Below are 12,874 nucleotides of genomic sequence, written 5' to 3'. Positions count from 1 at the left end.
TGAGATTAGAGCCGAAGATTGTCAATGACGGGCAAGCGCCGTTTCTCCCGTGCGGACGATCTCCATGATGCCGTAGCGGGCTATCATCGCCAAGAAGGCATCGTTCTTCTCCTTGTCCCCGGTAACTTGGACGATAAGGCTGTCCACTGCCGTTTCGATGATAGGGAAGCGGAACAGGTCGAGAAGGCTTTGCAGCTCCGCCCGCTTCTCCGCGGGAGGCGACAGCCTGACGAGCATGAGTTCGCGCGCTATGGCCGACGCCGCTCCGAAGCGGTTCACTTCCACGACGTCGATCAGCTTGTTCAGCTGGCTGCCGATCTGCGCCATTCGCTGCTCGTCTCCCTGCACGGCGACGATCGCCCGGGAGAAGCTCGTTTTCTCGCAGCCCCCTACCGTAACGCTGTCGATATTGTAGCTCCTTCGGGAGAAGAGCCCCGACACTCTCTGAAGCACCCCGGGAGTATCGCTCACCAGGAGCGAAAGGTAATTTTTATCGGAATCCGTCATCCTCGAAATCCCCCAATATCATGTTCTCAAGCTTCTCTCCTTGCGGAACCATCGGATATACCAGCTCGTTCGGATCGATCTCGAAGTCGATCAGAACGGGACCGGGCGTGCTCAGCGCCTCCTGCCAGGCGGCTTCGGCCTCTTGCTTGCTCGAGGCTCTCAAGCCTTTGACCCCATAGGCCTCCGCCAGCTTGACGAAGTCCGGGCTGCCGGACAGATCGATATGGCTGTACCTGCCTTCATAGATAAGCTCCTGCCATTGGCGGATCATTCCGAGCGTTCGGTTGTTGAACACGGCGATCTTGACCGGGATGTTATGAATCGCGCAGATCGCGAGCTCCTGCGAGCACATCTGCATGCCGCCGTCGCCGTTGACCGAGACGACGATACGATCGGGATTGCCGATCTGGGCGCCGATCGCCGAGGGGAAGCCGAAGCCCATCGTTCCGAGCCCTCCGGAGGAGAGGAAGGAGCGGGGGCGGACGTAGCGGCCGAATTGCGCCGCCCACATCTGATGCTGGCCGACGTCGGTCGTCACGATGGCTTCTCCGCCGGTCGTGTCGGCGATCATCTCCATGACGTACTGCGGTTTAAGGGTCGTGTCGGAATCCCGGTACTGAAGCGGATATCGTTCGCTTAACAGGTGAACATGGTCGGTCCAGGAAGAGATTTGCTCGAGCCGTCGAGCTCGCTTGTCCTCTTCCTTCTCCAGAACCGAATTCAGTTCGCCCAGGACCTGCTTGGCATCTCCGGCGATGCAGATGGAGGTCGGAACCAGCTTGCCGAGCTCGGCGGCATCGATGTCGATGTGAGCGATCCGGGCGTTGCGGGCGAAGCCGTCGAGTTTCATCGTCACCCGGTCGTCGAACCGGGCGCCGACGGCAATCAAGAGATCGCAGCCGATAAGCGCCTGATTCGCCGCGTAGGTGCCGTGCATGCCCGGCATGCCTAGCCAGCCGGGATAAGCGGAGGCGACGCTCCCGAGCCCGAGCAACGTCGTCGCGACGGGAAATCCCGTCAGGCGGAGGAAGCGTTCCAGCTCCGCCGAAGCGCCCGAGGAGATGACGCCTCCTCCGGCGAGGACGACGGGCCGATGGGCGGCATGGATCGCCTCGGCGAGCTCCTCGATCGCGGCCGCGGAGGGCCGGGGCGCCTCGGAGTAGCCGGGCAGCTCGACGCTCGTCGGATAAACGAAGGCCGTCCGTTCGGCCGACACGTCCTTCGGGATATCGACGAGCACCGGGCCTTGGCGGCCCGTCCCGGCGATGCGGAAGGCCGCCCGGAGCGTCCAAGCGAGATCCTCCGCCCGCTGAACCATGAAGCTGTGCTTGGTGATCGGCTGGGTAATGCCGACGATATCGGCCTCCTGGAAGGAATCCGTGCCGATCAGCGTCGTCGGGACGTTGCCGGTGATGACGACGAGCGGCACCGAATCCATAAAAGCCGTGGCGATTCCCGTCACCAGATTCGTCGCTCCCGGCCCCGAGGTGGCGAGGCAGACGCCGATCTTGCCGGTGGAACGGGCGTAGCCGTCGGCGGCGTGAATGGCTCCTTGCTCGTGCCGCGTCAGCAAGTGCCGAAAATCCGGGTTGTCGTGCATGGCGTCATAAATATAAAGCACCGCGCCGCCCGGATAGCCGAAGACGCATTCGACCCCTTCCAAAAGCAGCGTGCGCAGCAAAATCTCCGAGCCTGTAATCTCGTCCTTCCGGAGAAGCTTCTCTTTTGCTTCCTGGGACAGCAATCCGTTCATGCGGTATTCCCCCTGTATGCTACGTTTCGCTTCTAAACGTACCACGCGGGAAAGCGCGAACACTCTATCCTTTCGATTACTTTGGTAGTATACTTTTCGATAAAATGGGGTGGAACGGGAGTTGTTGTCAGATGGGCCAGACCTTCGGGGAGCGCATCGCCGAGATGATGGACGCTCACTTCGTCGGCCGCGAGTTCGAATTGGAATACTTCCGGCAATGGCTCGCCAACCTCGAGGAGCGGAACGAGCGGATTCTGAACCTGTTCGGCTCGACGGGAATGGGCAAAACCTATCTGCTGGGCCGGTATGCCCGAATCTCGGAAGAGCTGGGGGCAGTCTATCTCTCCGTGGACATTCGCGACGCCATGGGGCGGCCCGAGCGGTTGCTTGAGAGCTTGATTGAACAGTCGGAAGAGGACGACCGGACGGAAGATCCGCTTCTCGTTAAATGCCACAGGCTATTGAACGGTTTGGCGGAGAAACGGCGGGTCGTGCTTGCCTTCGACGGCTATGAGGAGATCGGAGCGCTCGATCATTGGGTGAGGACGGTTTTCCTTCCGGGGCTTCACGAGAACACGCTCGTGCTCATCTCGGGAAGATTCCCGCTGGAAGGGCCATGGAAGCATGCGCCGGCTTGGAAAAAACTGATCGTGAGGCTCCCGCTTCAGGCGCTCGATTACGAGGATATCCGAAGCTATCTGCGCAGGTGGGGAATCGAGGAGGAGACGGCGGCGGATTCGGTCTGGCTTCGCACGCTGGGACATCCGCTGGCGTTGTCCCTGCTGACCCCGCTTCCGGCGGAATCGCCCCGGGCGGCGTTCCCGCCGGAAGACAAGCCGTCGGGGGAGCCGCTTCAGGCCCTGCTGGACGGCTGGCTGAAGGAAGCGCCGAGCGACGAGCTGCGCCGCTTGCTGTTCGCGGCGTCGTCCGTGCATGCCTTCCACCAGGAGCTGCTCTCCCATGTGCTCGGGGAAGAAGTGCCGCCTACGCGGTTCCAGAGCTTGACCGATCTGTCGTTCGTCGTCCGGACCGCCGCCGGGTGGCAGCTGCAGGAGCTTGTGCGGGAGACGCTGCAGCGCCAGTTCCGCGAGCGGATGCCCGATACCAGCGATGCCTATCGCAATCGGGCGGCGGAATATTATAAATCCAAGCTCGAGGAAGGGCTCTCGTCGGGCAAGGATGTCCTTCGGGAATTCGCCGAGTGGCTTCGCTACGCGGACAATGCCGTTCTGCGGGCTCACTATCGCCATGCAAGGGAATCCAGGAACTATACGGAGCCTCTTACCGAGGAGAACCTTGGGGAGGCTAAGGAATACGTTCGCCGCAGGCTGAGGGAGGAGAAGCCGAGCAAGGTGCTCTGCTCCGATCCGGTGTCGGGAGAGAGCTTCCGGTTCGAGCTCGGCGCGGAGCTCGGCCGCGCCCGTCTGGCGCTCGTTCCGCTCGAGGAGCTGATGGCGGCGGGTGCGGATTCGATCCGGCTGCTGCGCAGTCCGACAGGCCGGATCGTCGGGTTGTTCGCCGTCATTCCGGTTTGCGGCCGAACGTACGATTGGCTGGCCCGGGCTCCGGTCTCCCGGGCTTACATCGCCTCGTTGACGGCGGAGGAGAGCAAGCGGATCCGGGAGTCCAAGGAGGACACGGGGATTCGCTACGTGTATGCGATGGACCTCGCCCATCTGGAGAGGGAGGAGCTTCGCTCGGACCTCATCCATGCGCTGCTGGATCCGATCTTGGCCGGGCATCTGCTGGTCGAATCGCCTCCTCCGCACGATTATTTCCGGTTGGGCAAGCTCAGCCTGGGATTCGAACCGCTCCCCGGTGCGGAGCACTCGGACTACGGCGGGGAGCTCGCTCCCACCTACGTCCTCGACACGCGGAGAGAAAAGCTGCGGCGGCTGCTGGATCGGTTGAATCGCGGCGCGAACGAAACTCCCGCCGCGATCGGCGCCGACGAAGCCGCGCCGGTGTCAAGCCCGGAGCTGACGCTGCGGGAGAGGGACGTCGCCGGCTGGCTGATGAAGGGGCTCACGAACGCGGAGATCGCCTCTCGCCTGTACATCAGCGAAGCGGCCGTCAAGAAGCACGTCAATTCGATGCTCTCGAAGTACGGCCTTCGCAACCGAACGGAGCTCGCAAACTATTTTCACCATAACATCAACGGAGGCGCATCCTCATGAACGCAGAAGAATTGAAAAAAATCGCGGCCGAGAAAGCGGTCGAATGGATCGAAGACGGAATGACGGTCGGGCTCGGCACCGGCTCGACGGCTTATTGGGCGATCCGCCGCATTGCCGAGCGGGTGAAGGAAGGGCTGTCCATTCGGGCGGCGGCCAGCTCGATGCGTTCCGAGGAGCTCGCCCGCGAATGGGGCATTCCGTTCGTCTCCCTGGACGAGATCGATCGCATCGACCTTACGATCGACGGGGCCGACGAAGTGGACGAGCGTCTTCATCTGATCAAAGGCGGCGGAGGAGCCCTGCTCCGGGAGAAAGTGCTGGCGGCCGCAAGCGACCGCTTTATCGTCATCGTGGACGAATCCAAGCTGGTCCCGACGCTCGGGACGTTCCCGCTGCCGGTCGAGATCGTTCCGTTCGCGGAGCGGCTCACGCTGAACCGGCTTCGGGAGCTGGGCGGCGATCCCGTCATCCGGTTGGCCCCGGACGGGCAGCGTTACGTGACGGACAACGGCAACTGGATCGCGGACTGCCGCTTCGGCAAGATCGAGGACCCGGCAAGCCTGAACGTCCGGTTGAACCAAATACCGGCCGTCGTGGAGAACGGGCTGTTCGTCGGCATGACCTCCTCCGTCGTCGCGGCGCGTAAGGACGGAAGCATCGAAGTACGGAGCCGATAAGCAGGCAGAGGAGAGCAGACCCCCACCATGTATCGCGCAAAGCAAGCGTTAATCCCCGTTCTGCTGATTCTGTTTCTGGCCGCCGGCTGTTGGTATCTTACCTTCTCCAACCGCATGATCAGCAGCGATGCTCCCGAAGCGACCCAAGGAACTCTGGATCTGTCGGGGGGGAATCGGGAGCTTGAAGGGATCCTTCCCCTGAACGGCCAATGGGAGTTTTACGGCAACCAGCTTCTCGCGCCGGAAGACTTCGCGTCCGGGGACTCCGCCGGCGGCGGCGCGCCTCGCTTGACCGGGTACGCGGATATTCCATCCTCCTGGAAGGTTGCCGACGAGGAAGGGAAGGCGTCCTCCTACGGCTTTGGCACCTATCGATTGACGATTCGTCTTCCCCATACGGACGACCCTCGCTACGGCATTGTCGTGAACAATATCAAGACCTCCCACCGCTTGTTCGCGGACGGCGTTCAGATCGGTTCGGGAGGCCATCCGGGAGAGAGCCGGTCCGATACGGAAGCGAAGAACGTTCCTTACGCGCGGTATTACGAAGCGAACGGAGAGACCTTGCAGCTGCTCGTTCAGGTGGCCAATTACCAATACGCCTCGGGCGGGATTACGCACCCTCTTTATTTTGGAGATCAGGACTCCGTCGTCACTTACCGGGATAACACCGTAGCCCTGGATGCCATTACGGGCTTCATTATGCTGCTTCTGGGCGCTTACTTGCTTGTCCTTTATCACATGCGGTCGGACAATCAAGGAGCTCTGATATGGTTCGGGCTGACTTGCCTGGCTAACTCCGTTTACCTGCTCACGCACGGAGATAAGCTGTTGGGGCTCATCTTTTCGGACATGCCGTACGAATGGTTTACCAAGCTTCAATTCCTCTCGGGCATTCTCTCGGAATATTTTCTTATTAAGTATACTTGGGCTTCGTTCCCCCAAATCGCGAGGAAAAGGATCGTCCGAATATTCGAATGGGAATTGGCGGCCCGTTTCGTCTTGATCCTCGTCGCTCCGACCGCGGTGTACTCGGGCATGGATTGGGTTTATTACTTGCTTAGCTTCGTGCTTATGTTCTATTCGATGGGGATCATGGCCGCAAGCGCCTTTCGGAGATTGGAAGGCTCGTTGTTCATGGCATTCAGCGCGTTGTTCCTGTTCGTCATCAACTTGGGCTCTTTCTTGTATAACGAGGGAATCATGGTCGCCTATTCCCTCCAGCCGATCTCGTTCGTAGGCTTCGTGCTGTGCCAATTACTCTTTCTCTCCGGTAGGTTTTCCAATGCCTTTACGACGGTGGCGAAGCTTTCCGAGAAGCTCAAATCGCTCGACAAGCTGAAGGACGAATTCATGGCGAATACGTCCCACGAGCTCCGGACTCCGCTGCACGGCATGATCAACATCGCCCAATCCATGATGGACGGTGCGACGGGGCAGCTTACCCCGCACCAGGAGAACAACCTGTCTCTTATCGTCAATTCGGGCAGGCGAATGTCCAACCTCGTCGGAGACATTCTGGATTTCTCCAAGCTGAAGAACGGGGAGATCGTTTTGCGCAAGGGGCCCGTCAACCTCAATGCCCTCGTGAACGTTATTCTGGAGATGCATGCCGCCCTGGAAAATAAAAAGCTGCGGTTGGTCGATTGGCTGCCGGACGAGCTGCCCGCGGTTCTGGGGGACGAGGATCGTCTCACGCAAATTTTGTACAACCTGATCGGCAATGCCTATAAGTTTACGCTTGAGGGAGAAATCGTCGTAACCGCGGAGGCGAAGAACGGCTGGGCGGCGGTCACCGTCTCGGACACGGGAATCGGCATTCCGGCCGACCGGCAGGAAGCGATCTTCGAGTCGTTCGAGCAGGCGGACAGCTCGATTGCCCGGGATTACGGCGGCATGGGGCTTGGCCTCAGCGTGACGAAGAAGCTGGTCGAGCTGCATGGGGGAGCCCTCTCCGTGCGTTCCGTGCTCGGGGAAGGATCGGCCTTCACCTTCACGGTGCCGATCGCGGACAAGCAGGATGCCGAGACGGAAGAAGGCGAATCCCGCCCTGCCGCCTATCCGCCTTCCGAGCCGTCATGGCCTTATGCGGCTGTCGCGGCGGCGGCGGAGTCGGTGGAAGCGCGAGAAGGCTCCTCTCCCGCAGATAGGCGGACGATTCTCATCGTCGACGACGACGCGGCGAACCGCCAGGTGCTGCTTAACCTCCTCACCATGGAAAATTACGCGGTCCTGGCGGCGCGCGACGGAGAAGAAGCGCTGCGGCTGCTCGAGAACAGGAAGGAGATCGACCTGGTCGTGCTGGATCTCATGATGCCGAGAATGAGCGGTTACGAGGTATGCCGAGCCATTCGCGCCCGCTATTCTCTGTCGGAGCTTCCGGTGCTGATCCTTACGGCCCGAAGCCGGACGGAGGACCGTCTCCTTGGCTTCGAATCCGGCGCGAACGATTACCTGGGCAAGCCCGTCGAGGCCGAAGAGCTGAAGGCTCGGGTGCGCACGCTGCTGGACATGAAGCATTCCGCGAAGGAGCTCGTGCGGTCGGAGCTCGACTTCCTGCGGGCGCAGATCAAGCCGCATTTCCTGTTTAACGCCCTTAATACCGTCATCTCGGTCAGCTACTCGAATATCGAGCAGTCCCGCGAGATGCTGAACCACTTGAGCCTGTTCCTGCGCGATAGCTTCGACTTCGACAATCGCGAGGAGCTTATTCCTTTCTCCAGGGAATTGGAGCAGACAAGGTCGTATCTGTTCATCGAGAAAATCCGGTTCGGGGAGAGGCTGAAGCTGGAGTTCGACATCGAGGAGGGGCTGGACGTCCCCGTTCCCCCTCTCATTCTCCAGCCCATCGTGGAGAACGCCGTTCGCCACGGCGCCACGAAGCGGCTGGAGGGAGGCTGCGTGTCCGTCACGGCAAGATACGCGGGGCCGGGCGCGATCGTCGTCCAAGTGGCGGACAACGGCCCGGGCATGCCCGGGCCGGAGGATGCCGCCCGTACGGAGGGCGACTCCCGGGGAACGGGAGTCGGACTCGCCAATATCGGGCGCAGGCTCCGCTCGCTCTACGGGACGGAGCTGGAGATCGAGAGCGCCCGGGGCCAAGGGACGCGGGTGACGCTCCGAATCGGGTCTCCCTTATAAGGGGAGATCCCGCTTGGCGAAGCCGTAGATCCCGGCCGCGTAAAGAAGAAGGCCGATCGCGAAGAGAACGGTCAACTCCAATCCGATAGCCCCCTGTCCGGACACGATGTCCGAGGGACGAAACAGCGAGAAGAGAGAGAGGCTGCGCAGCCACTCGATCTTCTCGCTTATTTTGCCGAGAAGATCCAGGGTGAACATGCCGAACGCGATCGCTCCCGAAAGGCCCGTCGCCCGCTTCTCGTCGTTCGCGAGCGAGGAGATCAGGAAGGCGACGCCTCCGATGGCGAAGAAGAGGGCGAGCACGGCGACGTTTAACGAGATGAAACGTTCGGCGTTCAGCGGATAGCCGTCGCCGATGATCCAGGCTTGGCTGGCGAAACCGGCGAGCGTCGTTACAGCGGCTATCAGGATCAGGCCGATTACGAGCACGAGCGCTTGGGTGAGGGCGACCCGGGCTCGGGTGGTCGGGGTCGAGAGCAGGTACGCCATCGAGCCGCGATCGACGAGTCTCGCCATCAATTGGGTAGCCAGGCTCACGGCGAAGATCGTAAGCAGAATAGGAAGGATAAGGCCGTAGAACTCTCCCGAGATGAACGCCTCGAGCGTGCCGAAGCCGTTCTGGATGCCGAACGCGTTCACGACGCCGTCCGGCAGCTCGTTCATGAGATCGTCCAGCGCTTCGCTGTTGTCCGCCATGCTCGGATAGAGCCAGAACATCAGAACGATATAGAAGGCGGAGCCGAAGGCATAGTTCAGGAAGACGCGGGAATGGGTCGTCAGCATCCTTCTTAGCAGAGGAACGTTCATGGCGCGATCTCCTTCCGGTCGTAATAGTGCATGAAGACGTCCTCCAGATTCTGCGCGGCCGCGTCGATGCTGCGGAGCGGATATCGCGCCGCGGCGCGGACCAGCGCGTCGTAATCGCCCTGAACGGCGACGACCACCCGGCTGCCGTCCACCGAAGCCGTTTCGATCCCGGAGCAGCTGAAGGCGAGGGCATCCTCGGCATTGTCGAAGACGAGCTCGAACAGCTTGCGCTGCAGCGATCTCAGCTCGCGAATGTCCTTGACGGCCGCGAGCCGCCCGTCCTTGATGATCGCCGCTCGATCGCACGTCCGCTCGATCTCCGGGAAGCTGTGGGAGGACAGGAGGAACGTGGTCCCCCTTCTTTTCTCCTCGAGGATCAGCTCTACGAAAGTCTTCTGCATAAGCGGATCCAGGCCCGTCGTCGGCTCGTCCAGGATGACGAGGGCGGGGTCGTGCATGAGCGCGGCGACGATGCCGACCTTCTGCTTCATTCCCTTCGACATCTTGCGAATGGGAGTATCGGCGTCGAACTGCAGGCGCTCGATCAGGCGCTCCCGCTTGGCCTTGCTGTCTACTCGCTGCATCGCCCCGAGAAAATCCAGGAACCCTCGGCCGCTCATCCCGTCCAGGAAGGAGATCTCCCCGGGAAGATAGCCGACCTTGCTCCGCACGTCTCCCGCGCGCCGTCCCGCGTCGCGTCCGTCGATCGTCACGCGTCCCCGGTCCGGGTTCATGAAGCCCATGATCAGCCGGATCGTCGTCGACTTGCCGGCCCCGTTCGGGCCGAGGAAGCCGAACACTTCCCCTTGCTTCGCCTCGAACGAGATGTCCGCGATTCCTCTGCCGCTCGGAAACCTTTTCGTTAACCCCTCGACGATGAGCATACCGCACCTCGCAGTCCATTTTATGAAATATTGTTATGCTTATATTTCACGAATGATGATACTCCCGTCTAAGAAGGCCGTCAATAGGTTGTGAAATATAGGTGTGTTATAATTTCATTAAATAAGACGGCATTGCGGGAGGCAGGAATGAACGGATTCGAGAGAAGAGCGGAAGAGATCAAGCTAAGGATCAAGCGAACCGTCCTGGAGATGCTCCGGGAGACGGAGCCAAAGAAGCTGAGAGTCGCCGATATCGCTGCGCGGGCGAGCGTCTCGCAGGTAACGATCTACAATTATTTCGGGAGCAAGGAAGCCCTTCTGCGAGAGACGTTCCAAGACGGCGTCGTCCGGGCGACCGACGAATTCGAGGCCATTATCGGCGACCAATTGACGATGAAGGAAGCGGTTCAGCATATATTGGTGGCGGACCGGGAGGTGTACCGCTCGTTCCCGCCCGACTTCGTCAAGACGATGGTCCTGGAGGACCAAGAGTGCGCGGCGTTCATCGAGACGCTGTACCGGGATCGGGTCATTCCCCTCGTCGTCCGGTTCATCGAAGAAGGCAAGGCGAGGGGCGAGATAACGGACAAAGTATCGACGGAGTCGATCATGGCCTATATTCAATTCATGAAGGAGAAGATGGCGCCGATGCTCGACCTGCTGGAGAAGAGCGGAGACCTGGATCGGTTCCTGGGGGATATGATTCACTTGTTCTTCTACGGGATAAGCGGGAAGGAATAGAGGCTCGCCGGCAGCTCTTGAAGGGGATGGCGGGAATCTGTCGAAAAAGGTAGAGATTAGCCAATTCGACGTTATCGGCGGGAAGGGGTCACTGCATGCTGTTCGTATGGATCGCGTTATGGGCGGTATCGGCGTTCCTGCTGCTCGCCGACCGGCGTTCGGCGGAGCTTCGCCGGCTAAGCGGGGTCGCCTTCTTCGGCGGCACCGGAGCGCTTGCCGCCGTCCTCGACGAGCGATTCATTCCTTATCTGGACGGCTTGGGCCGGTATGGGGAATGGACGCGAATTCTCTATCACGTGCAGGCGGCGTCTTCGGTCTCCTCCTATTACGGAGTCCCTTACTTTTTCCTCCTGTTCGCGATCTCTTACCGGGGGGGACGGCTGCCGCGCAAGCTGTCGGTCGCGCTGCCGGCGCTGCTGCTCGTTCCGATAGCCTGCTGCTTGCTGTTCACGCCGACTTATACGGAGCGAATGCCGATCGCCTATACGGTCGCCGTCTGGTGGGCGGTGCCTTACATAGCGGTCGGGGTTCTTCTCGTTCTGACGCGCAAGCCCCGTCATGCCGCTTGGTCGTCCGACTATTGGATCGTCTGCTTGTCCGTTCTTCCGCCGGTTGTCTTCTTTGCCGTCATGAATTTTATCCTGCCCAGCCTCGGGATGATGCGGATGTGGGTGTACAACGCGTGGTTCGTCGGGCTCGGCGTCGTCGTGTTCGTCCTCGGTTTGTTCACGTACGGGTTCATGGGGCTGAGCGTGCTCGTGGAACGAAGGAGATTGGATTCCGCGATGCGAGCCGTAACGTCGGGGACCGCCATCCTTAACCATGCGATCAAGAACGATGCCGGCAAGATCAAACTGTTCGGGGAGAAAATGAAAGCCTACGCGCAGAGCACTTCGCAGCCGGAGCTGCTGGAGGATATCGAGACGGTGCTCGGGGCTTCCGGCCACATGCAGGAGATGATCTCCCGCGTGCATCGCCGGACCGAGGAGCTTGAGCTGCGGCCCGGCGATGTCGATCTCGGCGACTTGGTCCGGAAGACGGCGGATGCATACTTCCCTCGGCTCGGCCAAGTCCGAATGGAGGTCTCGGCGCCGGCGGGGTGGAGGTGCCGGTTGGACCCGGCTCAAGTATCCGAGGCATTGAATAACCTGATCGCGAACGCGATCGAAGCCATGGACGGCCAAGGAGAGCTCGCCGTTCGGATGACGGAGACGAAACGGGAGCTCGTCGTCGAGGTTCGGGATACGGGGCCGGGAATGGATCGCCGCCAATCGGCGCGGGCCCTGGAGCCGTTCTATACGACGCGCGGCGGAGGCGCGAACTTCGGGCTGGGGCTGCCGTATGCCTATCATGTGATGCGCAAGCATGGAGGCATGCTGCACCTCGACAGCCGATTGGGCAAGGGCACCGGCGCGTATCTGACTTTTCCCAAGAGGGCCGTTAGGGCGGAGAGAATCGGACAGATTAAGGCACAAGGAGGCGAAGCCGTTGGAGCGAATTCGAGTGTGGATCGTGGAGGATGACCGGGACTGGCTCCGGGGACTGAAGGCGTATCTGGACCGGCAGCCGGACATGGAGGTCGTCTATTCGTTCGGCGTTGCGGAGGAGGTTCGCGGAACCTTGCTTGCCGGCGGTCTCGGGGCGGACGTCATCCTCATGGACATCATGCTGGACGGAGTACCCGAAGGGATCCGGCTCGCGGAGGAAGCGGCCCTGGCGACCGGGGCGCGGGTCATCATGCTTACCTCGATGGAGGAGAAGGAGCTGATCCTCCGCTCGTTCCAGGCGGGAGCGATCGACTACCGGATCAAGAGCGACTTCGACGCGCTGCCCGAAGCGGTGCGGGCGGCCGCAAGCCGCCAGTCGCCGATCAGCCCGGAGGCCGCGGAGCGGATGCGGGAGGAGTTCCGCCGGCTGAAGCGGCTGGAGCGGGAGTTCGAGGCCAAGAAGCTTCGGGAGCTGATTACGCCGTCGGAGCTGGAGCTGCTCGAGCTGATCGACGAAGGGTACTCGCAATCGCAAATCGCCGAGAAGCGGTTCTTATCGCTAAGAACGGTCAAGAACCATGTGGGCAACATCCTCCGGAAGCTGAGGACGGAGTCCTCGAAGGACGCGGCCCGGCAGGCGAAGGAGATGGGGTTGTTCGAACGGACAGGAGAGGGAGAGAATAAGAAGGGCTAACGAATG

Annotated in this window: 10 protein-coding genes; 6 read left to right on the top strand and 4 right to left on the bottom strand. The window is 61.0% G+C overall.

Translation table 11 applies throughout. The features are described from left to right. Positions 1-21 precede the first annotated feature (21 nt). Positions 22-507 (bottom strand): acetolactate synthase small subunit, encoded by a 486-nt coding sequence (gene ilvN, locus H7B67_RS00130; protein WP_185117775.1) that lies wholly within the window; start codon positions 505-507, stop codon positions 22-24. After that, positions 491-2,260 (bottom strand): biosynthetic-type acetolactate synthase large subunit, encoded by a 1,770-nt coding sequence (gene ilvB / locus H7B67_RS00125; protein ID WP_185117774.1) that lies wholly within the window; start codon positions 2,258-2,260, stop codon positions 491-493. Before ilvB ends, ilvN begins: the two co-directional genes overlap by 17 nt. Before the next feature lie 131 nt (positions 2,261-2,391). Here ilvB and H7B67_RS00120 point away from each other — a divergent pair, with 131 nt between their 5' ends. From H7B67_RS00120 to H7B67_RS00110, 3 genes are read left to right on the top strand one after another with little or no spacing between them, the layout of a single operon-like run. After that, entirely contained in the window at positions 2,392-4,437 is a 2,046-nt protein-coding gene (locus H7B67_RS00120) for a helix-turn-helix domain-containing protein (RefSeq protein WP_185117773.1), read from the top strand. After that, positions 4,434-5,114 carry a ribose-5-phosphate isomerase RpiA gene (rpiA, locus tag H7B67_RS00115; protein ID WP_185117772.1) on the top strand — a complete coding sequence of 227 codons (681 nt, stop codon included), beginning with the start codon at positions 4,434-4,436 and terminating at the stop codon, positions 5,112-5,114. Before H7B67_RS00120 ends, rpiA begins: the two co-directional genes overlap by 4 nt. A gap of 27 nt (positions 5,115-5,141) precedes the next feature. Further along, on the top strand, positions 5,142-8,255 hold the full coding sequence (locus H7B67_RS00110; RefSeq protein ID WP_185117771.1) for an ATP-binding protein: 3,114 nt from the start codon (positions 5,142-5,144) through the stop codon (positions 8,253-8,255). Here H7B67_RS00110 and H7B67_RS00105 read toward each other — a convergent pair. Both H7B67_RS00105 and H7B67_RS00100 read right to left on the bottom strand, forming a co-directional pair. Next, complete coding sequence (locus H7B67_RS00105) at positions 8,250-9,062, bottom strand: ABC transporter permease subunit (protein WP_185117770.1); 813 nt, start codon at positions 9,060-9,062, stop codon at positions 8,250-8,252. The two genes, H7B67_RS00110 and H7B67_RS00105, sit on opposite strands and share 6 nt — an antisense overlap. Next, entirely contained in the window at positions 9,059-9,946 is an 888-nt protein-coding gene (locus H7B67_RS00100) for an ABC transporter ATP-binding protein (protein WP_185117769.1), read from the bottom strand. The genes H7B67_RS00105 and H7B67_RS00100 overlap by 4 nt, the downstream gene beginning before the upstream one ends. 147 nt (positions 9,947-10,093) lie before the next feature. On the opposite strand from H7B67_RS00100, the gene H7B67_RS00095 reads away from it, so the two are divergent. The 3 genes from H7B67_RS00095 (at position 10,094) to H7B67_RS00085 (ending at position 12,868) form a co-directional block, all read left to right on the top strand. Then, positions 10,094-10,687, top strand: a complete 594-nt coding sequence (locus tag H7B67_RS00095; protein ID WP_185117768.1) for a TetR/AcrR family transcriptional regulator — start codon at positions 10,094-10,096, stop codon at positions 10,685-10,687. 95 nt (positions 10,688-10,782) lie between these two features. After that, positions 10,783-12,210, top strand: coding sequence for a sensor histidine kinase (locus tag H7B67_RS00090; RefSeq protein WP_185117767.1), 1,428 nt, complete (start codon positions 10,783-10,785; stop codon positions 12,208-12,210). Next, positions 12,176-12,868, top strand: a complete 693-nt coding sequence (locus H7B67_RS00085; protein ID WP_185117766.1) for a response regulator transcription factor — start codon at positions 12,176-12,178, stop codon at positions 12,866-12,868. Before H7B67_RS00090 ends, H7B67_RS00085 begins: the two co-directional genes overlap by 35 nt. Positions 12,869-12,874: the final 6 nt, after the last annotated feature.

It is taken from the genome of Cohnella thailandensis (assembly GCF_014212135.1).
Taxonomy (GTDB): domain Bacteria; phylum Bacillota; class Bacilli; order Paenibacillales; family Paenibacillaceae; genus Cohnella; species Cohnella thailandensis.
The sequence above is the reverse complement of the archived record's forward strand: the minus strand, read 5'-3'. Positions and strand labels throughout refer to the sequence as shown.